Source organism: Marinobacter nauticus (assembly GCF_003634635.1).
Taxonomy (GTDB): Bacteria; Pseudomonadota; Gammaproteobacteria; order Pseudomonadales; family Oleiphilaceae; genus Marinobacter; species Marinobacter nauticus.
Genome location: NZ_RBJB01000003.1, coordinates 673,556 through 696,093 on the forward strand (window position 1 = coordinate 673,556; position 22,538 = coordinate 696,093).

Genomic DNA, 22,538 nt, shown 5'->3' on the forward strand with positions numbered 1-22,538 from the left:
CCCTGTATTTGCATGCTCATAACGGTGAAATCCTTACCGGGTCGCCGGCGCTGCTTTCCAGGCCATGCCAGGTGCTCACCGGCACTTTCACATCATCCGCCAACGTTTCTGCCACCGGGGTCAACAGGCAACGGAAGTACTCACCTTCGCCGGCGCTGATCAGGCAGGTTTCACCATCGTTCTGGTGGCTGCCGTGCAGTGTTTTGGGCTGACTGGTCACCAGGGTTCTCAGGCTGTCGGTGCGCACTTCCATCACCGGTCCGCCGTCAAAGATATCGACGTAGCATCCGGGCTGAAAACCTTCGCGCTGGAGTAGCTGATAGTTGGGTTCGGTCAGCGGGTGTGGTTGGCCGAGGGCTTCCTGAGCCTCGGTACTGAGCAGGGTGACGTACACCGGGTTCGGCGGCATGAGTTCGGCAATAAAGGTTTTGCTGAGCTGCCCGGAGTATTGATCGGCGGTTTCAAAGTCCATATTGAAGAAATGTCGCCCCAGGCTGTCCCAGAAGGGCACGCTGCCGTTTTCGTGCTGTATGCCCTGGATTTCAACCACCGTTCGGTTGGTGAACCATTCCCGGTGGCTGGCAATGAACATCATTCGGGCCCGGGATAGCAGCTCGAATACCGGGGTGTTGCGGTGTTGTTCTTTCAGGGTGAAGGAGCACAGCAGTGTCAGGTCGGTCAGGGCGTGGCTCGGGTACAGGACTTCGACGCGGCGCGAGACGTTGAGTTCGTGGGAGGCGTGGATGAGGTAGTCACGCCGGTAATTGTAAAACGGGTGGCCGTTGCCGGCGCGGCTGTCGATACCTGCGGTGCCTGCGATTTCGCCGGTGTCGGTGTTTTCGAGTACGAACAGAAAGCGGCGCGGAGTGCCTTCGGGGGCGTTGTCGGCCAGGGAGGCTCGGGCGTGTTGGATTTTCCGGGCCAGGGTTTCTTCGGTTTTGGGCAGGGTGGACGAGAGCCTGGCGGTTTGGGCGCCGGCTATGTCCAGGATTTGTTGCAGGTCATCCAGTTTGGCTGGTCTGACTCGCCACATGGTGCGCTCCTCTATCGAACCATCAGGATTTTTGGAGCAGGCTCGCCCGCCCCTGGAACTGGGTTCCCCTTCCGGAAACCGCTACAAGCACATCCCTGTGCGCTTCTCTCCGGCCATCCATGGCCTCCGAAATTTCCGGAAGGGGAACCCAGCCCCAGGGGCTACATTTTACTTAGCCGTGATCTTCTTCACTGCAGCTTCAAACCTTTCCAGCGCTTCTTCAATATCCGTTTCCGGAATGATCAGCGAAGGCGCCAGCCGCACCACATTTGCTCCGGCTACCAGGACCATCACGCCCTCATCCAGGCCGGCGTTCAGGAAGTCTTTGGCCTTGCCCTGCCACTGTTCGGTCAGCACACAACCCAAGAGTAGACCAGCACCGCGAACTTCGGAGAACACGCCGTAGCGTTCACCGATGTCCATCATGCCTTTGCGCAATTTCTCGGAGCGGGCTTTGACGCCCTTGAGGATTTCCGGCTGGCTGACGGTGTCGATGACTTTCTGGGCCACAGCGCAGGCCAGCGCGTTGCCGCCGTAGGTGCTGCCGTGGGTACCTACGCCCAGACTGGCCGCGACTTTGGCGGTAGTGAGCATGGCGGCAACGGGGAAGCCGCCACCCAGGCCTTTGGCACTGGAGAGGATATCTGGTGTTACGTCGTACATTTCGTAGGCGTACAGGTAGCCGGTGCGGCCCACGCCACTTTGGACTTCGTCGAAGACCAGCAGGGCGTTGTGTTCGTCGCAGAGCTCTCGCAGCCCTTGCAGGAATTCGGGATCTGCCGGCATGACGCCGCCTTCGCCCTGGACCGGCTCGACCACGACAGCGCAGGTTTTCTCTTTGGAGATCAGCGCTTTTACTGAGTCCAGGTTATTGAACTCGGCGTGATGGATGCCGCCGGGGGCCGGTTCAAAGCCTTCCAGGTATTTGGGCTGGCCACCCACGCTGACGGTGAACAGGGTGCGGCCGTGGAAGGAGTTCTTGAACGAAATGATCTCGTGTTTTTCCGGACCGTAGTGTTCCCAGGCGTAGCGACGGGCCAGTTTGAAGGCAGCTTCGTTGGCTTCAGCGCCGGAGTTTGCAAAGAACACCCGCTCGGCGAAGGTGAGGTCACACAGGGTTTTGGCCAGCCGCAGGGCAGGCTCGTTGGTCATGACGTTCGACAGGTGCCAGATTTTTTCTGACTGTTCCTGTAACGCACCCAATAGCCCCGGATGGGCGTGGCCCAGGCTGGTGACGGCAATACCACCCTGCAAATCCACGAATTCTCGGCCTTCCTGATCCCACACGCGGGAGCCTTCGCCTCGCACCGGGATAATGGTTCCGGGGGCGTAGTTGGGCACCATGACTTCATCAAAAAGTTCGCGGGAGACAGGTTCTCTGTTCATGGATCTCTCTCTGAGTGGATGGATTCCTCCCCATAATACGCCACTCAGGGCATAAGAACAGCCGGTTGTGTTATAGCATGTAACTCGATGATGCGATGGTGGTTTCGATCTTTCCCCAGGAGCGCTTTAATGAGCAGCTTGTAGGAATCCAGATCAAAGGTGACCGGGTCTTCCCCGGGCTGATAGTCGTACAGATCGGCCTCGGTGTGCTGGTCGCTGCGCAGCGTTTCTACATGAATCCAGTTCCAGATGATGAGCCAGTCCGTGCGTCCGTTTTCCGGGTTTTCTTCGGCCAGGGCGACGGGGCCGGGCCAGGGCCAGGTTTTCAGACGCAGATTATGGAAAGCGATCTGCATGCGCAGGTTGAACCGGGTGACGTCTTCCGCGCCTTCACAGGCACCTTTGCACCGCCCCAGGGATCGTTGAAAGCATGGTCCCGGGGTTGCCGGCTCCAGTCCCAGGAGTTTTCCGCACAAGTCGTTTTTGCTGGCGATGCCCCGTAACGCACTTAACGCGTCCCGCTTGCTGCGAAACAGGCCGAAGTAATCTCCCAGCCGGTCCGGCGTGATGGTTCTGGCCAACTCGGCATTCAGGTAGCCGGAGTTGTCCGGGTGCAGGGCGATGCTGACCAGGTTTTTCGCCGCCCGTGAGCGACGGTTGTACAGCGGGCTCAGGGTCTTTATCTGTTTGAGTTCCAGCAACAGGGCACCCAGCTCTCCGGCAGTTTCGGTGTACTCCACCCGGCGCAGGCTTTCGGACAGCCGGATTCCACGGCTGCTCTGATGATCACCGGAAAAATGCGAGGCCACCCGCTGGCGAATATTGGTGCTTTTGCCCACGTACAGCAGCACATCGTTATCTCCATAAAACCGGTACACACCGGGCCCCGCCGGCAAATCAGCGAGCATTTCCGCGGGTACGTTGGAGGGTGTGCTGGGGCGCTGGAGCAGGCGGTTGATGGTGGCACCAACGGTGTCTTCGCCATGCTCAAGCAAGGTGTGTTCAAAGAACGCCAGCATGGCAGTGACATCGCCCATGGCCCGGTGGCGCTCAACAGCGGGTAATCCGTGCCGGGCGATCAGCGCATCCATGTTGTGGCGTTCGGCCTCCGGATAGAGCGCCCGGGAAAGTCGAACGGTGCAAAGCACCCGGGCACTGAACAGACGCCCCAATCTGCGGAATTCACTCTTGATAAAACCGTAATCAAAGCGTGCGTTGTGGGCGACAAAAATGCACCCGTCCAGGTGCCGCTCCAGCTCGTCGGCAATGGTCTCAAAACGAGGGGCACTCGCCACCATGGCATTGGAGATACCCGTCAGTCGTTCGATGAACCCGGAGATCCGGGCTTCCGGGTTCAGGAGCGTTTGCCATTCCCCCACAACGGCCCCGTTGCGCCAGAAGCGGATACCAATTTCGGTGATCCGATCCCGCTGGGCATTGCCGCCGGTGGTTTCAATATCGACGAAGGCAAACGTAGGTTCAGATAGCATCTCGTGTTTGAAAGTCATCTTGCCCATTACGACCAAAGTACTCCTCCGGATGCCACCATGACTGAATCGAAGGCCTATAGACATTCGTCTAAATAATCACCGATTCTGTTTGAATTGTCATAGATTCGTAACTACTTTGTCTGTGGGTCCAACAACAATAAACGTGTGGAGACAACAACAATGCAAAGCAACAAATTAAGAATGGCAATTCGTGCGACGGCGGCCGCAACGGTTCTTGGCATGGCGAGCCAAGCTGGCGCTGTCAGCTTCAGTGCGGGAGATTACGATGTCAATGTTTACGGCTACGCTCGTCTGAACGCCTCCTACGACGTGGACAGCGACCAGTCGCTGAGCACACGTTCTGGTTCGTACGACGGCTTGGCTGGCAATGATGACGCCGCTGATGGCCACTTCGGAGCTGATGCCGTCCAGAGTCGTCTCGGCTTTAAAACCACTTCTCCCGAAGGTCTCAACGTTACCGTAGAAGGCGACTTCCGTCCGGGCAACCTTCGCCTTCGTCACGCTTTCGGCGAGTACAAGGGCGTCCTTATGGGGCAGACCTGGTCGAACTTCACCAGCTTCGTAGGCAACACCGCTACCCTTGACTTCGACTCACTGCCTGGCCTTGCAGGCCTGCAGGGACGAGTCGCTCAAGCTCGCTACACTACCGGAGCTCTGTCGTTCTCTTTGGAAGAGCCGAATAACAGCATTATCAACAACGCAGATGGCAAAGACAGTATGCCGGCCATCACCGCCAGACTTGAGGATTCTGCCGGCGGAATGAGCTACTCAGCCGCAGTTCTAGCTCATCAGGTTGGCTATGACGATGGCAATGACGATGAGAGCGCTTTCGGTTTTGCGACATTTGTGGCAGCAAAAATGGCTCTCACTGACATGATCACCGTTCAAGGCACACTTTCCTACACAGATGGTGCCAACAGCTACCTCTACCGTTCCGGCGATAACTTTGGTGCCGACAGCGCATACGTTGATAGCAGTGGCGACCTAGAGACCATCTCTGGCTACGGCGGCTCTATCGGTGCCGGCGTAAATCTTGGCAACGGCCGGAGCATAAATATCGGTTACGGCTTGGTCGAAGTCGACTGGGATGATGCCGAAGATGATGGCGTTGCTGTTGCCGACGAAAGCGAGAGCAATCAAGCGATCATGGCCAACTACAAGTGGACTCCACTCAAGAACGTCATGATGGGCGTCGAGTATCAGTTCCTGAAGCGTGAAAACGTCGACGGCACCGATGGTGATGCAAGTCGCCTGCTCTTCGCAGCACAGTACAACTTCTGATCCTTCCTATCAGAAGTTAACTCAGAATTACCCCGGCTTCGGCCGGGGTTTTTCGTTCCAGGATGGTGCGCCGGCACCATTCCTGCTCAGCTCTCACCTTCCAGCTTCAAAGCCAATTATTCCTTACTTAACATTTTCATAGACTTACCTTCAGACAACAGATTTGGCATGGCCAATGCAAAAGCCTGGATACGCTGGCGACAGCGAACTCGCATTCCTATCGCAACGACGTGAGGTAACGCCATGAAATTCGCCCAAGACCAAAACCTGCTGTTCGAACTGACCCAACCTGCAGAAGCCTGGGCCATGCAGGATCTGCACGATTATTTCGACTGGATGTTCTTTGCCAACTGATCAGAAAGGCGGCCGGCTGCCCCCTGGGGACAGCCGGCTCTCCGATTAGCTGCCCGCCCGTAACCGTGTTCGAACGCCTCGGGTGGCCATAACCGCCAGCACCTCCATCAGGGATAACAGGCCCCGGTCGTGCTGTTTTGGAGCCCTGCCACGGGCAATCCTTCCGATCTGACGGGTGTACCAACTAACCTCCATCAGAGCCATATCGTCGATCATTCGAAGGCCGGTCTTAATAGGCTTGACCGCCCTGGTAACCGGATCGCCCGCCATAATACGAGCCGGCAGATCAGGCTCCACAACCAAGGGCCTTGCCAGACCCACCAGGTCTGTGGCACCAGAATCGATGGCCTGCGCCATCCCCCGCTCTGTGCGGAACCCGCCCGTGACCATCAAGGGTACGTCTGCCAATTCACGGACTTTTTCAGCAAATTCCAGAAAGTAGGCTTCCCGCGCCAGGGTACTGGCTTTCATCTCTCCGGTTCCGGCACCTTTCGCCATGGCGGGGTTTTCATAATTTCCTCCTGAGATTTCCACCAGATCAACGCCCTCGGCCACCAGCGCCTTGATCACAGCCAGAGACTCATCCTCACTGAAGCCCCCGAGCTGAAAATCAGCCGAATTCAGTTTGATACCAACATTAAACTCCCTGCCACAAGCCTTGCGGATTTCTCGATACACAGACAGTACAAAGCGCCGCCGGTTCGCCGCAGAACCACCCCAATCGTCAGTGCGTTGATTGTGATGGGGAGACAAAAACTGGCTAACCAGATACCCGTGGGCTCCGTGAATCTGTACACCATCAAATCCCGCCTTTTTGGCGACGGCTGCGGCCTGCGCAAAGCGACGAATAATGTCATCAATCTCCGGCCCCGTGAGCGCACGCGGGGTTGCGAACATCCCCCGCAGGTCCTTCTTGAAGGGAATCGCGCTTGGAGACACCGGGTCTCTATTAAGCATCTTCGGGCTTTGCTTGCCTGGATGATTGAGCTGCATCCAGATCTGTTTCCCGCCACCCTGCCCAGCCCTGGCCCAGGACTTGAGAAGATCCAGATCGGCCTCATCCTCAACCACGACGTTTTGCGGCTCCCCGATGTGCCTCCGGTCAATCATTACGTTGCCAGTGATCGACAGCCCGGCACCCCCGTCTGCCCAGGCTCTGTACAGGGTGATCAATTCTTTAGTCGGATGATTATCAATGCTTCCCAGCGTTTCGCTCATTGCGGACTTGGCAAAGCGATTGGGGATAACCGATCCATTCGGCAGCGTGAATGGCCTGGAAAGCAGTTCTGAGGGAGTCATGGGAGCCTCGTATCACAGTCGTTTGTTGTGACACTGATGGTGGGTGGCTCATAACGTGCAGACATTGGCCGAGCTGACCAGGCCCGAGCGGAAGACTGGTCGCACTGCAACGACACCGTCGCAGTGCGACCAACAAGGCTACATCACAGCAGCAGGGTCCGAATATCCCCGAGCAGCTGCGTCAGCAGGTTGGTAAACCGGGCAGCATCCGCTCCGTTCACCGCGCGGTGGTCGTAAGACAGCGACAGCGGCAGCATCAGCCGCGGCTGGAACTCCTTGCCGTCCCACACCGGTTTCATGGAGGCTTTGGACACACCCAGGATCGCCACTTCCGGCGTATTCACGATCGGCGTGAACGCTGTGCCGCCAATGCCGCCCAGGCTGGTGATGGTAAAGCAGGCGCCCTGCATTTCTGCCGGCTTCAGCTGCTTGTCCCTCGCCTTCTGGGCCAACTCGGCGCTTTCGGCCGCCAGTTCCCACAGGCCCTTCTGGTCTACATCCCGGATCACCGGCACCATAAGGCCGTGTGGTGTATCCACCGCAATGCCGATGTGGATGTACTTCTTGCGCACCACCTCTTTGCGTTCCATGTCCAGAGACACATTGAACTGAGGCAGTTCCGCCAGCGCGGCAGCGCAGGCCTTGAGCAGGAACGGCAGCGGGGTCATCTTCACACCACGCTTTTCACCGGCAGCTTTCTGGGCCTTGCGGAAGTCTTCCATTTCGGTGATATCGGCATCGTCGAACTGGGTCACGTGAGGCACGTTCAGCCAGCTGCGCTGCATGTTGGTGGCGGTGGCCGCCATCATGCGGGACATACCTTCACGCTCGATCTCACCAAACTGGCTGAAGTCCGGCAGCTTCACGCCCGGAATACCAGAGCCAGTGGCTACGCCACTGCCCTGTTGGGCCTGCTGCAACTGGCTCTTCACGTAGGCGTGCACATCGTCTTTCACGATCCGGCCTTTTGGGCCTGAACCTTTCACGCGCGTGAGGTCTGCCCCCAGTTCCCGGGCCAGTTTACGCACGGCCGGACCGGCGTGCACCTTGGTGCCAGGTGATGGTGGCTCGTAGGTAGAGCCCTGCGGCTGAGGCTCGGATTCCTGTTTGCCCTGGGGTTTCTCCGGTTTGCTTTCCTGGCTGTCTGCCTGTGCGCTGTCACCGGAATCTGCCGATTCGTCCTCGTCGTCACCATCGTCTTCGATGGTCATTTCCAGGAGGTCTGAACCTTCGGAGAGCTTGTCGCCTTCCTTCACCAGAATCTTGCCGATCTTGCCCGCGTAGGGCGATGGAATTTCCATGGTGGCCTTGTCGGACTCCACTGTTACCAGCGGGTCTTCCTCACCAACCGTATCGCCTTCAGCCACGTTGATTTCAATCACCGGCACATCTTCAAAGCCATCCAGCGACGGCACTTTCACCACTTCGGTGCGAGAGCCACCAGACTTCTTCTTTTTCGGAGCCGACTTGGTGTCTTCCGATTTGGCCTCAGATGGCGCCTCGGTTTTTTCCTCGGCCTGTTCCGACTTGTCATCCCCGGCATCGTCCGAGCCCCCAGCATCACCGCTGGCGGCCAGCATGCCGATCACGTCGCCCTCTTTCACCTTGTCACCCACCTTGACGGTGATTTTGGTGATCTTGCCGGCGGCGGGGGCCGGCAGTTCTACCGAGGCTTTGTCGGATTCCACGGTCAGAATCGGATCTTCTTCCTCTACCGAATCCCCTTCACTGACGATGATTTCGATGATCTCGACTTCATCAGCACCGCCGAGATCGGGAACCTTGATTTCCTGTTCACTCATGGCGGTCTCCTTAGCTCAGCACCGGGTTCGGTTTGTTGCGATCGATTCCGTACTTGCGCATGGCTTCGAGAACCTGCTCCTGTTTGATCTCACCATCTTTAGCCAGGGCGGCCAGTGCAGTCACCGCCACATAGTAACGATCCACCTCGAAGAAGTTACGGAGCTTCTCGCGGGTATCGCTGCGGCCGAAACCGTCGGTGCCCAGGGTCATGTAGGTTTTCGGGATGAATGCCCGCAACTGCTCAGAGTGCAGTTTGATGTAATCGGTAGACGACACCACAGGGCCCTGAGCCTTTTCCAGGCACTGCGTAACATAGGCCTTGCGCGGCTTGTCATCCGGGTGCAGGTGGTTCCAGCGCTCCACATGCTGGCCATCACGGGCCAGTTCGTTGAAGCTGGTGACACTCCAGACATCCGAGGCCACACCCCAGTCGTCCTTCAGCATCTGCGCCGCGGCACGGACCTCGTTCATGATCGCGCCCGAGCCCAGCAGCTGAACCCGCGGGCTCTTCTTGCGGCCCTTGGTTTCCACCGACTCGAACTTGTACATGCCCTTAATGATGCCGTCTTCAGAGTCTTTCGGCATCGCCGGCTGTTCGTAGTTCTCGTTTTCGATAGTCAGGTAGTAGAAGACGTTCTGGTTATCTTCAAACATCTCCTTCATACCATGACGGATCACCACGGCCATCTCGTAGCCGTAAGCCGGGTCGTAGGCCTTACAGTTGGGAATGGTGTTGGCCAGAATGTGGCTGTGACCGTCCTGGTGCTGCAAGCCCTCACCGTTCAGAGTAGTCCGGCCGGCAGTGCCGCCAATCAGGAAGCCGCGGGCCTGCATGTCGCCTGAGGCCCAGGCCAGGTCTCCTACCCGCTGGAAGCCGAACATGGAGTAGAACACGTAGAACGGAATCAGCGGGAAACTGTTGGTGCTGTATGACGTAGCCGCCGCCATCCAGGTGGACATGGCACCGTCTTCATTGATGCCTTCCTGCAGGATCTGCCCCTTCTTGTCTTCCCGGTAGTACATGATCTGGTCACGATCCTGAGGCACGTACTTCTGGCCTTCCGCCGTGTAGATACCCAACTGACGGAACATGCCTTCCATACCGAAAGTACGGGCTTCGTCCGGCACGATAGGCACGACGCGCTTGCCGATGCGCTTGTCTTTGACCAGGGCACTCAGAATGCGGACAAAGGCCATGGTAGTAGAGATCTCACGGCCGTCAGACCCTTCCAGCACCTGCTTGAAGATATCCAGTTCGGGAATCTGCAGCGGCTGGCAATCCTTGTTGCGCTTGGGATAGAAACCACCCAGCTCCTGCCGGCGCTTCTTCATATAGACCAGCTCCGGGCTGTCCGGCGCCGGACGGTAATAAGGTACGTCTTCCAGTTCTTCGTCTTTCAGCGGCACACCGAAACGATCCCGGAACGCTTTCAGGGTATCGATGTCCAGCTTCTTCAAAGAGTGCGCGGTGTTCTGGGCTTCGCCCGCCGCACCAAAACCATAGCCCTTGATGGTGTGGGCAAGAATCACAGTCGGCTTGCCGTTGGCCTGGTTCACGGCCTTGTGATAAGCCGCGTAGACCTTGTAAGGGTCGTGGCCGCCGCGGTTCAGCTTGCTGATATCCTCGTCCGACAGGTTTTCCGCCAGCTTGGCCAGCTCCGGATGCTTGCCGAAGAATTCCTTGCGGGTATAGGCGGGGCCCTTGAACGTCAGGTTCTGAAGTTCGCCATCGCAAAGCTCGTCCATGGCCCGTTGCATCACGCCGTCTTCGTCTTTGTCGAACAGCGGATCCCACATTCGGCCCCAGACCACCTTGATAACGTTCCAGCCAGCGCCACGGAACACACCTTCCAGCTCCTGTACGATCTTGCCGTTACCCCGAACCGGGCCATCCAGGCGCTGCAGGTTGCAGTTGACCACCCAGATCAGGTTATCCAGTTTCTCGCGGCCCGCCTTGGAGATGGAGCCCAGAGTTTCCGGTTCGTCGCACTCGCCGTCACCGACAAACGCCCACACTTTGCGGCCGTCCATGTCGATCAGCTCGCGACTGTGCAGGTACTTCATGACGTGGGCCTGGTAGATGGACTGAATTGGCCCAAGTCCCATGGAAACCGTCGGGAACTGCCAGTAATCCGGCATCAGCCAGGGGTGTGGATAAGAAGACAGGCCTTCGCCATCGACTTCTTCGCGATACTTGTCCAGTTGCTCTTCGCTGAAGCGACCTTCCAGGAAAGAACGGGCATAGATGCCCGGCGACGCGTGGCCCTGGAAATACACCAGGTCTGAAGCACGGTCCTCACCACCGCCATGAAAGAAATAGTTGAAGCCCACATCGTACAGAGTGGCTGCTGAGGAGAAAGTGGAAATGTGGCCACCAAGGTCACCCGGGCGCTTGTTGGCGCGCACCACCATGGCCATGGCGTTCCATCGAATCAGCGAGCGAATGCGACGTTCCATGAACAGATCGCCCGGCATGCGAGATTCCTGGGTCACAGGGATGCTGTTACGGAATGGCGTGGTTATGGAATAAGGCAGTTCAGTGCCATCGCGGCTGGCTCGCTCGGAAAGCCGTTCAAGAATGTATTTGGCACGGTCTACGCCTTCGTTCTCGATCAGAGATTCCAGCGCATCCAGCCATTCACTGGTTTCAATGGGATCATCATCCTGGTACATCAAACCCTCCCCTTGGCATCAAAAGGTGCAACGCCGGCCACGATCAGCGACCAAAGACGGTGCGAAGTCGATAAGCTGCGATGGTATGCAGTATTTTTTTGTGGAAACGTCAGCTTGTAAGAAAGGCTGAGCTGCGTGATTGACCTCTCTCAAGCATAGAACAGCTTTCTCATTTTTCCTGCCGCGCGAACGGTTATCGGTATGGCTTTTGGCACGGACCGATTGCGCGGAAAATGGTTCTGCCAGCCCTGACTATCCAGCAGAAGCAAAACTTTCGTTCTTTTACTACAAAATGACACTAAGAAACAAACATACACCTGTTTGAATGGCAGATAGCCGCCATTTATTTAGATTACTTACGCAATAATGGCGATATTCCGATCACGAAACAACCGATCTCCGACCAAGGTCGAATCCTCTCCCAGCGTTCATTTACATCAACACACTAAGAATAATCTAAAACTGTCGTTCACGACTTTTCGCAGCCTTTAACGACAAATAGGCGCTAATACCGACTGAACGACCGAAAACCCTCGCCCGGACCTCCGTTTTATTAATTAGACCTGAAAATAAATTATGATTTATGTATACTTGCCTGCCCGTTTTTTAACCAGTGAAGGAGGCACACCTCCTTTTGTCTTTGGCTCACAACAGAGGGCGATCCATGAACTCCATCGTCACCTTTCCGAACCGAATTCCGGTTCAGGAATTCGAGGAGCGCCGGTTCAAGGTTTTTACCGACCGCCAGCTCGACAAGATTGAGGCGATCCAGAATCTCCCCGAGGAAACCCTGTTTGAAATGAAAGTGGTGGCCAGCGTGCTGCCCTTCCGGGTTAACGAATATGTGATCAACGAACTGATCAACTGGGACAAGGTGCCCAACGACCCGATCTATCAGCTGGTCTTTCCACAGAAAGGCATGCTCAAGGACGAACACTACGAGCGCATGGCGCAACTGCACCGGGAAGGCGCCGACAAGAAAGACATCCAGGCCGCTGCCAAGGAAATCCGCGACGCACTGAACCCGCACCCGGCCGGGCAGATGGAAATGAACATGCCGGAACTGGACGGAGAGGTGCTGGACGGCGTGCAGCACAAGTACCGCGAAACCGTGCTGTTCTTCCCGTCCCAGGGCCAGACCTGCCACAGCTACTGCACCTTCTGTTTCCGCTGGGCGCAGTTTGTCGGTGACAAGGACCTGAAGATGGCCAGCACCGACGCCGAGAAACTGCACGGCTATCTGCAGGAGCACACCGAAGTGACCGACCTGCTGGTCACCGGCGGCGACCCGATGGTAATGAAGACCAAAAACCTGGTGCAGTACCTGGAACCGCTGCTGCAGCCAGAGTTCGATCATATCCAGACCATCCGCATCGGCACCAAGGCCCTGACTTTCTGGCCCTATCGCTTCGTGACCGACAAGGACGCCGACGAACTGATCGAACTGTTCGCCAGGCTGGTTGATGGCGGCAAACACGTGGCCATCATGGCCCATTACAACCACTGGCAGGAGATCACCACCGACATCGCGGAAGAGGCCATCCGCCGCATTCGCGCCACCGGTGCCGAGATCCGCGCCCAGGGCCCGCTGATCAAGCATGTGAACGACGATGCCGATGCCTGGGCCAAGCTGTGGAAGAAAGAAGTGAAGCTGGGCATCATCCCCTACTACATGTTTGTAGAGCGGGATACCGGTGCCAAGAACTACTTCGAGGTCCCCCTGGCCGAGGCTTATCACATCTATCGTGAGGCCATGAAGCAGGTCAGCGGCCTGGCCCGCACTGCCCGCGGCCCCAGCATGAGCGCCGGTCCCGGCAAGGTGGAGATCCAGGGCATCACCGAAATCAATGGCGAGAAGGTCTTCGTACTGCGCTTCCTGCAAGGCCGCAACCCGGATTGGGTGCAGCGACCGTTCTTCGCCAAATACAGCGAAACGGCCACCTGGCTGCATGAGCTCGAGCCCGCCTTCGGAGAGGAAAAATTCTTCTTTGAAGATGAATTTGAAGCCATGAAGAACGGTAACGCCTGAGGCGTTGACTTAAGATCAGGCCCGTTTCCGTGACGGGCCTGCTTACCGCCCCTTCTTAGGCACAAACCCCGCTGGCTTTTCCCGAATCCATTCAACAAACACCCTCACCTCTTCGAGCTCCAGCAGCTTCTCCCTCGAGTTGTAATTCAGCCCCAGCTCATACTCCGAACACGCCCTGTGAATCGCGTTATGGCACGGACGACAGACCCAAAGCGTACGGGTGATCAACTCTTCCCTGGAAAACAGTTTCTGAAAGCGCTTCTTGCGATGCAGATGCCTGGGTATCAGGTGATGCCTTGTGAGCTTTGCCACCGGGCGTTCGCAAAGCTCACAATGGTCGGGCTGGGGAGGGAGTTTCAGCATCGTGGAGAGATAATTGAGCCAGTCAGCGATGCTACCGACCGGCTCACCGTCTAACCGGTTCAGTGCATCAGGGTATACAGCTTCCTACGATACGTGCGCACATCCGGATTGTTGTTGCCCAGTTTTTCAAACAGCTCCACCAATGTGGTTTTGGCGACGCCGTCCTTGTAGGTGCTATCGGCCTGCATCAGCCGGATCAGCAAATCCATGGCTTCCGCGTTTTTATCCTGCAAAACCATGTGCAGGGACAACTGATGCAGAGCCTCAGGATCTTTCGGATTGACCTCCAGTTTTGCCTCCAACTCCGCCTGCGCGGGCAGTTCACCCGACTGCTTGAGGAACTTCACCCTCGCCGCCAGCTGTTTGGCTTTATGCTGCATTTTTTCTTCCGGCGGCAGGCTGTTGAGCACCTGCTCCGCGGTATCCAGATCGCCCTGCTCGGCCTTCAACTGGGCCAGATCAATCAGCACATCCAGGTTTTCCGGGTCTTTCCGGTTCAGCTCCGTGAGGATGGCCAGAGCTCCGTCCACATCACCGGCTTCCCAAAGAGCATGGGCTTTCTCGTAAGGATCTTCCGCCGGGGCTTCGATGTGCTTTTCCAGAATCTTGCGGATTTCGCTCTCGGGCAAGGCGCCATTAAAACCGTCCACAGCCTGACCATTCTTCACCAGAATGATGGTCGGCAGACTGCGCACTCCCAGGGAGGCCGTCAGTTCCTGCTGTTCGTCGGCATTCACCTTGGCCAGCTGAAAATTACCCTGATATTCCTCCGCCAGCTTTTGCAGAATCGGCATCAGCTGTTTGCAGGGCGCACACCACTCCGCCCATACATCCACCAGAATCGGCGTGGTGGCAGAGGCTTCCATCACTTTCTGCTGAAAGTTGTCGGCGGTGGCATCAAAGATATGCGGCGAATTGCTCATATGTCGGGAACCTGAACCAGAATGAATGAAATTGTCTGAAGATATGGAGCCAGCGGCGGAAAAATCAAGCCAGCTTGAAAACCCGGCTTTTGTCGTTACATAGGTCTTTAACCACTCACGCCTTGAGAGCAATCCGGTATGAATGACGAGAACCGCAAAGACTCCCTGGAAGAATTTGAAGAAGACGTGACCGAATACATCGGCAAAGACGAAAACAGCAAGAGCCTGGCGCTGCCACAACAGGTTATGCCGCAGCGCATGTATATTCTGCCGGTCTCCAACCGGCCGTTCTTTCCTGCTCAGGTACAGCCGGTCATGGTCAACCAGGACCCCTGGCAGGAAACCCTGAAGCGGGTTGGTGAAACCGATCATCGGGTTCTGGGCATCTGCTTTGTCGAGAATCCAGAAGCCGAAAACGGCATTCCGGAGAGTGAAGACCTTGAGACCATGGGCTGCGCCGTGCGCGTGCATCAAGCCCAGAATGAGAGTGGCAAGGTTCAGTTCATTGCCCAGGGTCTGCAACGGTTCAGAATTGTCCAGTGGCTTCGCCGTCGCCCACCTTATCTGGTGGAAGTCGAATACCCACAGGAGCCCGAAGAACCGGCCGACGAACTCAAGGCCTACACCCTGGCCATCATCAGCGCCATCAAGGAACTGCTGCGCACCAACCCGCTTTATGGCGAAGAAGTGAAGCAATATCTGTCCCGCTTCGGGCCCGATGACAGCTCACCCCTTGCGGACTTCGGCGCATCCATGACCAGCGCTCCGGGTCGCGAACTGCAGGATGTTCTTGATACCGTGCCCCTGCTCCGGCGCATGGAAAAAGTACTGTTGCTGATGCGTAAGGAGCAGGAGGTCGCCCGCCTGCAATCCGAGATCAACGAGGAAGTAAACGAGAAGGTGCAGAAGCACCAGCGGGAGTTTTTCCTGCGCGAGCAGTTGAAAGTGATCCAGCGGGAGCTTGGCATTGCCAAGGATGACAAGACGGCGGACGTGGAACGCTTCGAAGAGCGAATGGCGAAACTGAACCCACCGGAGGCCGTGCAGGAGCGATTCAAGGATGAAATCCAGAAACTGCAGGTGCTGGAGCAGGGCTCACCGGAATACGGGGTAACCCGCAACTATCTGGACTGGATAACGCAGGTACCCTGGGGCGTGCATTCACAGGATCATTTTGATCTGGCCGAGGCCCGCAAGATTCTGGACCGGGACCATGACGGCCTGGACGATGTAAAGGACCGGATCATTGAATTTCTGGCTGAAGGCACGTTCAAGGGCGAAGTGAGCGGCTCCATACTGCTGCTGGTCGGCCCGCCCGGGGTCGGTAAAACCTCTATCGGCCATTCGGTGGCGGATGCCTTGGGCCGGGAGTTCTACCGTTTCAGCGTGGGCGGCATGCGGGATGAAGCCGAAATCAAGGGACACCGTCGCACCTACATCGGCGCCATGCCCGGAAAGTTCGTACAGGCCCTGAAAGACAGCAAAGTGGCCAACCCGGTGATCATGCTCGACGAGATCGACAAGATCGGCAGCTCTTACCAGGGCGACCCGGCCTCAGCCTTGCTGGAAACCCTGGACCCGGAACAGAACAGGGAGTTCCTGGATCACTACCTGGATGTGCGCATGGACCTCTCGAAAGTGCTCTTCATCTGTACCGCCAACCAGTTGGACACGATCCCCCGGCCGCTGCTGGACCGGATGGACGTGATCCGCCTGTCCGGCTACATCGGCGAAGAAAAACTGGCCATTGCCAAACATTACCTGGTACCTCGCTTGCTCAAACGGGCGGGCCTGCTGAAGAAGCAGCTGAACATCAGCGACGCTGCCATTCGCCAGGTGATTGAGGGCTACGCCCGGGAAGCCGGCGTGCGGAATCTGGAGAAGCTGCTGCACAAGATTGTCCGCAAGGGCATCGTGCGCCTGCTGGAAAACCCGGATGACCCGGTTCGAGTGGGTGTTGGCGATCTGACCGACTATCTCGGCCAGCCGGCATTCAAGAAGGAGAAGTCCCTGAAAGGCACCGGCGTGGTGACGGGCCTGGCCTGGACCGCCATGGGCGGCGCCACTCTCAGCATTGAGGCCTCACGCATTCACAGCAGCCAGCGGGGCTTCAAGCTCACCGGACAACTGGGAGATGTGATGAAGGAATCGGCCGAAATCGCCTACAGCTTCGTGTCCTCCAACCTCAAGCGGTTCAAGGGTGACCCGACTTTCTTCGACAAATCCTTTGTCCACCTGCACGTGCCCGAGGGTGCAACGCCAAAAGACGGGCCGAGCGCCGGCATCACCATGGCCACCGCCCTGTTGTCCATTGCCCGCAAGGAAGCACCGCAACAGAACCTGGCCATGACCGGGGAACTGACGTTAACCGGGCAGGTCCTGCCCGTGGGTGGCATTCGGGAAAAGGTGATTGCGGCACGCCGACAGAAGATCAATAACCTGATCCTGCCGGAAGCGAATCGCGGGGATTACGAGGAGCTTCCCGATTATCTGAAAGAAGGTATCTCGGTGAACTTTGCCAAACACTACAACGATGTGTTCCAGGTGTGTTTTGGCAACAAGCCGAAGCAGGGATCAAGCGTTCATTAATGAACTGCTGAGGCCGGCCCTTGATCAGGGCCGGCCTCAAAACCAGTTCAGGGCTTTTCTTTCCAGCCGTCGTCTTTCAGAACCGAACCAACGGTCAGCACCGGTGAAGCATCAATATCATCAGCATCCATCATGTTGGCCACGCGCTGCAACGAGGCCAGAATCATGGTCTGCTCCCATTCCGCCAGGCTCTGAAACTTCTGGATGAAGTCCTCCTGCAGAGGGTTGGGCGCACGAGCCAGAATCTCAGCACCTTCCTCCGTGAGATGGGCGTGAACCTTGCGCTTGTCTCTCGTGCTGCGAACCCGGTACACCAGTTTGCGATGCTCCAGTCTGTCGAGAATGGTCGTCACCGTGGCCTGGCTGAGACTCACGTTCTCGGCAATCGTGCCGATCGTAACCTCACCCATATCCCGGATAGTGCGCATGATCAGCAACTGGGGGCCGGTAAGCCCGGCGTGCTTGCTGAGTCGCTTGGAATGAAGATCCGTGGCCCGGATTACCCGGCGCAATGCCACCAAAACCTGCTCATAGCTGTTCACATCCGTCCCCCGGAAGAGATTTCTGACCATTATTTATACCACTAATTATTAGAGGTCTTCGCACCAAGGATTGCAAGTGTGCAGTTTTACTAGCTTGCTTTCTTGTTGGCATTCCCCCTTTCGGTGGGCAATGCAGCATTATTTCTGCCAGCCACTATGCTAAGGTCAGCAATCGCTTCAATTCACTGACTGATGGATCTGGTTAATGATCAGGTATTACCTCATGTTCGCCCTCGTGCTCACTTTTGCCGGCCAGGCGTTTGCCCAGCAACAACAGCTCGGCCCGGAAGAAGAACTGACCGCGGAAGACCTGGAGGAAAGCACACGCACCCTGGAAAAACCCATGTACACGCCGTTTGTGGAACTCTATCTGCTGGAGGAAACCAAGGCGTTGCGCCAGGAGATGCAAAATACCCGGGCCGAACTGATCGAGAAAGTAGTAGACAAGGAACTGTCCGTGGCCGACAAAACCATGTCCTACGCCACCGACACGGTGACTTACTTTTTCTACCTGATCGCCGGCGCCACTTCCATCCTGGTTGTCATTGGCTGGAACTCCATCCGCGACATGCGTAACCAGCTGACCAGCCTGGCCGAGAAACGTGTGAACGAACTGGTGGTGGAATACGAACAACGCCTGAAGGCCATTGAAGAACAACTGCAGCAGAAGTCCGAGATCATCCATCAGAACCAGGCCGAGATTGAGCGCACCAACGAAGTGCACGCGCTCTGGTTGAAGGCAAGCCAGGAAACCTCGCAGCAGAACAAGATCGCCGCCTACGACCAGATTCTGGACCTGCGCCCGGACGATGTTGAGGCATTGAGCTATAAAGCCGACGCCGTACTCGAAATGCAGGAGCCCCTCTGGGCCATCAGCTTGTGCCAGCGCGCACTGAAACTGGCACCAGACAATGGCCACGCACACTACCAGTTGGCGTGCGCCTATGCCGAGATTGGCCGCTGGGAAGATGCCGTCAGCAATCTGGAAAAAGCCATTGAGATCTCGGAAGCCTATCGGGACGACGCATCGGTTGACCCGAGCTTCGAACACCTGCACGATCACGAAAGTTTCAGGAATCTTGTCTTTCAAAATAAGGACGACAGCACGGACGCGTGACACTGCTCAGGACGGCACGGCGCTTGCTAATTCTTTCCCGATAGCTGCGCCGTGTTCCAGAGCAGACACCCTGGCCTGATTTGCTTGACAAGCAACAGACTGTGGTGTTTGTTTAAGTCTCTGAGAACATAAGAATAACCCTGACACAAACAGGAAAAACACGATGAAAACCTCCGTAAAGAAACTCGCTACCGCTGTAGGCGCGTCCGTTGCTCTGATGGCTGCCGGCCAGGCCGCCGCTGAAATCAAAGTTGGTATCGCCGGCCCGATGACCGGCCCCGTTGCCCAGTACGGTGACATGCAGTTCTCTGGTGCCCGCATGGCCATCGAGCAGATTAACGCTGCCGGTGGTGTTATGGGCGAAGACCTGGTGGCCGTTGAAGTGGACGACGTGTGCGACCCGAAGCAGGCCGTTACCGTTGCCAACCGCCTGGTCAATGAAGGTGTTCGCTACGTGGTGGGCCACCTGTGCTCGAGCTCTACCCAGCCGGCGTCTGACATCTATGAAGACGAAGGCATTCTGATGATCACTCCGGCCTCCACCAGCCCGGAAATCACCGAGCGCGGCTACGAACTGGTGTTCCGTACCATCGGCCTGGACAGCATGCAGGGGCCGGTTGCCGGCAACTACATTGCCAGCCAGGGCCCGGAGCGCGTGGCCATCGTTCACGACAAACAGCAGTATGGTGAAGGTATTGCCACGGCGGTACGCGACACCCTGCAGGATGCCGGCATCGAAATTGCCATGTTTGAAGGCATTACCGCCGGTGACAAGGACTTCTCTTCCCTTGTCACCAAAATCAAACAGGCTGACGTCGATTACGTGTACTACGGTGGCTACCACCCTGAGCTGGGCCTGATCCTCCGCCAGGCACGCCAGTCTGACGTAGATGCCAAGTTCATGGGCCCGGAAGGCGTGGGTAACAAAGACATCAACACCATCGCGGGTGAAGCCGCCGAAGGCCTGCTGGTTACCCTGCCCCCCAGCTTCGACCAGAAAGAGGAAAACCAGGAGCTGATCGCGGCCTTTGATGCCAAAGGTGAAGATCCCTCCGGCCCCTTCGTACTCACCTCCTATACCGCCGTACAGCTGATTGCGGAAGGCATTGAAGCGGCCGACTCAAAAGATCCGTTCGATGTGGCCCAGGCCCTTCGTACCGGAAGCTTCGAGACCCCCATCGGCACCGTTCAGTACGACAAAGCCGGCGACATGAAGTCGTTCGAGTTTGTAGTGTACGAATGGCATTCAGATGGCAGTAAAACTCCGGTAAACTGAGCCAAAATCGTTAACTAACGGTAATAATGAGAGCACCTTCCCACCGCGATCCGGGGGAAGGTGTTTTTCTGGGCTCCTGCAGACCCTCACTGCATCCGCACCGGCGACACCGGTGATCGGTCGCAGCCAGGCGAGGGAGCGGGCTTTCGGAGTTCCACAAACATGCAAGACCTCCTGTATTTTTTTCAACAGCTCATTAACGGGCTGACGATCGGGAGCACTTACGCCCTGATCGCCATCGGCTACACGATGGTTTACGGCATCATCGGCATGATCAACTTTGCCCATGGTGAGGTTTACATGATCGGCGCCTACACCGCGCTGATCGCCATAACCGGCCTGGCCACCCTCGGTATCGCCTGGTTACCACTGGTACTGATCGTTGCACTCATATGTGCGGTGATTGTCTCCAGCTCCATGGGATGGGCCGTGGAACGGGTAGCCTATCGGCCGGTACGCGGGCGGCACCGCCTGATTCCGCTGATCTCCGCCATCGGCATGTCCATCTTTCTGCAGAACTATGTCCACCTCGCCCAGGGCTCCCGCAACATCGGCTTCCCGGCATTGATTGAAGGTGGTTTCCAGTTCGGCTCCGAAGATACCTTCCCGATGTCCATCTCCTACATTCAGATCACCATCTTTATCACCACCCTGATCTGTATGACGGCTCTTTCCCTGTTCATCTCCCGCTCCCGTATCGGCAGGGCCTGTCGCGCGGTCTCGCAGGATCTGGGCATGGCGAACCTGCTGGGCATCGACACCAACCGCATCATTTCAGCCACCTTCGTGATTGGTGCCGCGCTCGCTGCCGTCGCCGGTCTGCTGCTGGGTATGTATTACGGTTCAGTAGATCCGCTCTTCGGCTTTATTGCCGGCCTGAAAGCCTTCACCGCAGCTGTTCTTGGCGGTATTGGCAGCATTCCCGGCGCCATGCTGGGCGGCCTCATCCTCGGCGTTGCCGAGAGCATGACCTCGGGCTATCTGAGTGGTGAATACAAAGATGTGGTGTCGTTCAGCCTGCTCATTCTGATTCTGCTGTTCAAACCCACCGGACTGCTGGGCAAACCGGAGGTTGAGAAGATCTGATGGCTGCCAACAATTTTCGACACGCGCTCTTCTGCGCGATCATCACACTGATCATTTCCTACCCGATCATCGGCTTTAACCTGGAAGCCCAGGGCATCAGCGTGACCCTTACCGGCGCCGACACCAGCACAGTCGTCCTCGTGTTGCTGGCCGCGGTGGTCGTGTTCCTGTTCCAGTTGTTCCGGGACCAGATCATGGGCGGGCTCAAGAGCATCCCCAGTCCAATGCCCAAAACCCAGAAGGAGCCGATGGCCGAGAACAAACGGGCGAAAATCGAATCCTGGGTGCTTACCGGCATTGTCGTGCTGGCTCTGTTCTGGCCCTTCTTCGTTTCCCGAGGTGCTGTGGATCTGGCCACTCTGGTTCTGATCTACGTTATGCTGGCACTGGGACTGAACGTCGTGGTCGGTCTTGCGGGACTGCTGGACCTTGGCTACGTGGCGTTCTACGCGGTTGGCGCCTACACCTTTGCCCTGCTGTCCCAGTATGCCGGCATTTCCTTCTGGATGGCGCTGCCTATCGGGGCCTGCCTGGCCGCCTTGTTTGGCCTGGTTCTCGGCTTCCCTGTGCTGCGGTTACGAGGCGACTATCTCGCTATAGTTACGCTCGGCTTTGGTGAAATCATCCGGATTCTGCTCAACAACTGGACGGCCGTCACCGGCGGCCCCAACGGCATTGGGGGCATTCCCGACCCCACCCTGTTCGGCATGGAATTTGGCCGCCGGGTACGCGAGGAAGGCAACACCTCCTTCCATGAGACCTTCGGCATAGCCTACAGCGGTGAGCACAAGGTGATTTTCCTTTACCTGATCGCTCTGGTTCTGGCCGTCATTACAGCCCTGATCATCCGCCGGTTCATGCGCATGCCCGTTGGTCGTGCCTGGGAAGCCCTGCGGGAAGACGAGATTGCAGCCCGCTCCCTGGGCCTGAGCCGCACGGCGGTGAAACTCTCCGCCTTTACCATTGGCGCTTTCTTTGCCGGGTTTGCCGGCACGGTGTTTGCCTCCAAACAGGGCTTCATCAGCCCGGAGTCGTTTGTGTTCCTTGAGTCTGCCATCATCCTGGCGATCGTGGTGCTCGGCGGCATGGGCTCGCAGCTGGGCGTCGTGCTTGCCGCCGTTGCCGTGACCATCCTGCCGGAACTGGCCCGGGAGTTTTCCGACTACCGGATGCTGGTTTTCGGCGCCGCCATGGTACTGATGATGGTCTGGCGGCCACAGGGGCTGATGCCCATGCGCCGCATTCACATTGAACTCAGACGCCAGGAGTGACA

General features: G+C 57.3%; 16 protein-coding genes. 7 read left to right on the forward strand and 9 right to left on the reverse strand.

Annotation, left to right across the window (positions count from 1 at the left end; all coding sequences use genetic code 11):
- Nucleotides 1-16: 16 nt before the first annotated feature.
- The 3 genes from C7436_RS09105 to C7436_RS09115 form a co-directional block, all read right to left on the reverse strand.
- Nucleotides 17-1,033, reverse strand: coding sequence for an arginine N-succinyltransferase (locus C7436_RS09105; protein ID WP_121207588.1), 1,017 nt, complete (start codon nt 1,031-1,033; stop codon nt 17-19).
- Nucleotides 1,034-1,201: 168 nt separating this feature from the next.
- On the reverse strand, nt 1,202-2,419 hold the full coding sequence (locus tag C7436_RS09110) for an aspartate aminotransferase family protein (protein WP_014422570.1): 1,218 nt from the start codon (nt 2,417-2,419) through the stop codon (nt 1,202-1,204).
- A gap of 44 nt (nt 2,420-2,463) precedes the next feature.
- Nucleotides 2,464-3,927 (reverse strand): exonuclease domain-containing protein, encoded by a 1,464-nt coding sequence (locus C7436_RS09115; RefSeq protein ID WP_121207910.1) that lies wholly within the window; start codon nt 3,925-3,927, stop codon nt 2,464-2,466.
- A 162-nt stretch (nt 3,928-4,089) separates the two neighbouring features.
- Here C7436_RS09115 and C7436_RS09120 point away from each other — a divergent pair, with 162 nt between their 5' ends.
- Nucleotides 4,090-5,211 (forward strand): DcaP family trimeric outer membrane transporter, encoded by a 1,122-nt coding sequence (locus tag C7436_RS09120; protein WP_041655074.1) that lies wholly within the window; start codon nt 4,090-4,092, stop codon nt 5,209-5,211.
- Nucleotides 5,212-5,610: 399 nt separating this feature from the next.
- Here the strand turns inward: C7436_RS09120 and C7436_RS09125 are convergent, their stop codons facing one another.
- The 3 genes from C7436_RS09125 to aceE form a co-directional block, all read right to left on the reverse strand.
- Entirely contained in the window at nt 5,611-6,864 is a 1,254-nt protein-coding gene (locus C7436_RS09125; RefSeq protein ID WP_121207589.1) for an NADH:flavin oxidoreductase/NADH oxidase family protein, read from the reverse strand.
- A gap of 143 nt (nt 6,865-7,007) precedes the next feature.
- On the reverse strand, nt 7,008-8,666 hold the full coding sequence (gene aceF, locus C7436_RS09130) for a dihydrolipoyllysine-residue acetyltransferase (protein ID WP_121207590.1): 1,659 nt from the start codon (nt 8,664-8,666) through the stop codon (nt 7,008-7,010).
- 10 nt (nt 8,667-8,676) lie between these two features.
- Entirely contained in the window at nt 8,677-11,340 is a 2,664-nt protein-coding gene (gene aceE, locus C7436_RS09135; protein WP_011786740.1) for a pyruvate dehydrogenase (acetyl-transferring), homodimeric type, read from the reverse strand.
- A gap of 664 nt (nt 11,341-12,004) precedes the next feature.
- On the opposite strand from aceE, the gene C7436_RS09140 reads away from it, so the two are divergent.
- On the forward strand, nt 12,005-13,369 hold the full coding sequence (locus tag C7436_RS09140) for a KamA family radical SAM protein (RefSeq protein WP_011786741.1): 1,365 nt from the start codon (nt 12,005-12,007) through the stop codon (nt 13,367-13,369).
- Between the two features lie 42 nt (nt 13,370-13,411).
- On the opposite strand, the gene C7436_RS09145 is transcribed toward C7436_RS09140, so the two are convergent.
- Both C7436_RS09145 and trxA read right to left on the reverse strand, forming a co-directional pair.
- On the reverse strand, nt 13,412-13,732 hold the full coding sequence (locus C7436_RS09145; protein ID WP_041657046.1) for a hypothetical protein: 321 nt from the start codon (nt 13,730-13,732) through the stop codon (nt 13,412-13,414).
- A 59-nt stretch (nt 13,733-13,791) separates the two neighbouring features.
- Nucleotides 13,792-14,655, reverse strand: a complete 864-nt coding sequence (gene trxA / locus C7436_RS09150) for a thioredoxin (protein ID WP_023009687.1) — start codon at nt 14,653-14,655, stop codon at nt 13,792-13,794.
- Nucleotides 14,656-14,793: 138 nt separating this feature from the next.
- Between trxA and lon the strand changes: the two genes are divergently transcribed.
- On the forward strand, nt 14,794-17,244 hold the full coding sequence (gene lon / locus C7436_RS09155) for an endopeptidase La (RefSeq protein ID WP_121207592.1): 2,451 nt from the start codon (nt 14,794-14,796) through the stop codon (nt 17,242-17,244).
- 47 nt (nt 17,245-17,291) lie between these two features.
- Here lon and C7436_RS09160 read toward each other — a convergent pair whose 3' ends face one another.
- Nucleotides 17,292-17,816: a MarR family winged helix-turn-helix transcriptional regulator gene (locus C7436_RS09160; protein ID WP_221277504.1), complete on the reverse strand. Its 525-nt coding sequence runs from the start codon at nt 17,814-17,816 to the stop codon at nt 17,292-17,294.
- A 175-nt stretch (nt 17,817-17,991) separates the two neighbouring features.
- On the opposite strand from C7436_RS09160, the gene C7436_RS09165 reads away from it, so the two are divergent.
- The 4 genes from C7436_RS09165 to C7436_RS09180 all read left to right on the forward strand — a co-directional run bounded on the left by C7436_RS09165 (nt 17,992) and on the right by C7436_RS09180 (nt 22,536).
- The gene (locus C7436_RS09165; RefSeq protein ID WP_014422581.1) at nt 17,992-18,903 is read left to right on the forward strand and encodes a TPR end-of-group domain-containing protein; all 912 of its coding nucleotides are present in this window, start codon (nt 17,992-17,994) and stop codon (nt 18,901-18,903) included.
- A 163-nt stretch (nt 18,904-19,066) separates the two neighbouring features.
- The gene (locus tag C7436_RS09170; protein WP_014422582.1) at nt 19,067-20,179 is read left to right on the forward strand and encodes a branched-chain amino acid ABC transporter substrate-binding protein; all 1,113 of its coding nucleotides are present in this window, start codon (nt 19,067-19,069) and stop codon (nt 20,177-20,179) included.
- A 162-nt stretch (nt 20,180-20,341) separates the two neighbouring features.
- Nucleotides 20,342-21,265 (forward strand): high-affinity branched-chain amino acid ABC transporter permease LivH, encoded by a 924-nt coding sequence (livH, locus tag C7436_RS09175; protein ID WP_014422583.1) that lies wholly within the window; start codon nt 20,342-20,344, stop codon nt 21,263-21,265.
- Complete coding sequence (locus tag C7436_RS09180) at nt 21,265-22,536, forward strand: high-affinity branched-chain amino acid ABC transporter permease LivM (protein WP_011786749.1); 1,272 nt, start codon at nt 21,265-21,267, stop codon at nt 22,534-22,536. The genes livH and C7436_RS09180 overlap by 1 nt, the downstream gene beginning before the upstream one ends.
- The last annotated feature ends 2 nt before the right edge of the window (nt 22,537-22,538 follow it).

Excerpts from the sequence above, each read along its gene's own strand:
- C7436_RS09105 (WP_121207588.1), bottom strand. The coding sequence starts at position 1,033 with ATGTGGCGAGTCAGACCAGCCAAACTGGATGACCTGCAACAAATCCTG.
- C7436_RS09110 (WP_014422570.1), bottom strand. The coding sequence starts at position 2,419 with ATGAACAGAGAACCTGTCTCCCGCGAACTTTTTGATGAAGTCATGGTG.
- C7436_RS09115 (WP_121207910.1), bottom strand. The coding sequence starts at position 3,927 with ATGACTTTCAAACACGAGATGCTATCTGAACCTACGTTTGCCTTCGTC.
- C7436_RS09120 (WP_041655074.1), top strand. The coding sequence starts at position 4,090 with ATGCAAAGCAACAAATTAAGAATGGCAATTCGTGCGACGGCGGCCGCA.
- C7436_RS09125 (WP_121207589.1), bottom strand. The coding sequence starts at position 6,864 with ATGACTCCCTCAGAACTGCTTTCCAGGCCATTCACGCTGCCGAATGGA.
- aceF (WP_121207590.1), bottom strand. The coding sequence starts at position 8,666 with ATGAGTGAACAGGAAATCAAGGTTCCCGATCTCGGCGGTGCTGATGAA.
- aceE (WP_011786740.1), bottom strand. The coding sequence starts at position 11,340 with ATGTACCAGGATGATGATCCCATTGAAACCAGTGAATGGCTGGATGCG.
- C7436_RS09140 (WP_011786741.1), top strand. The coding sequence starts at position 12,005 with ATGAACTCCATCGTCACCTTTCCGAACCGAATTCCGGTTCAGGAATTC.
- C7436_RS09145 (WP_041657046.1), bottom strand. The coding sequence starts at position 13,732 with ATGCTGAAACTCCCTCCCCAGCCCGACCATTGTGAGCTTTGCGAACGC.
- trxA (WP_023009687.1), bottom strand. The coding sequence starts at position 14,655 with ATGAGCAATTCGCCGCATATCTTTGATGCCACCGCCGACAACTTTCAG.
- lon (WP_121207592.1), top strand. The coding sequence starts at position 14,794 with ATGAATGACGAGAACCGCAAAGACTCCCTGGAAGAATTTGAAGAAGAC.
- C7436_RS09160 (WP_221277504.1), bottom strand. The coding sequence starts at position 17,816 with ATGGTCAGAAATCTCTTCCGGGGGACGGATGTGAACAGCTATGAGCAG.
- C7436_RS09165 (WP_014422581.1), top strand. The coding sequence starts at position 17,992 with ATGATCAGGTATTACCTCATGTTCGCCCTCGTGCTCACTTTTGCCGGC.
- C7436_RS09170 (WP_014422582.1), top strand. The coding sequence starts at position 19,067 with ATGAAAACCTCCGTAAAGAAACTCGCTACCGCTGTAGGCGCGTCCGTT.
- livH (WP_014422583.1), top strand. The coding sequence starts at position 20,342 with ATGCAAGACCTCCTGTATTTTTTTCAACAGCTCATTAACGGGCTGACG.
- C7436_RS09180 (WP_011786749.1), top strand. The coding sequence starts at position 21,265 with ATGGCTGCCAACAATTTTCGACACGCGCTCTTCTGCGCGATCATCACA.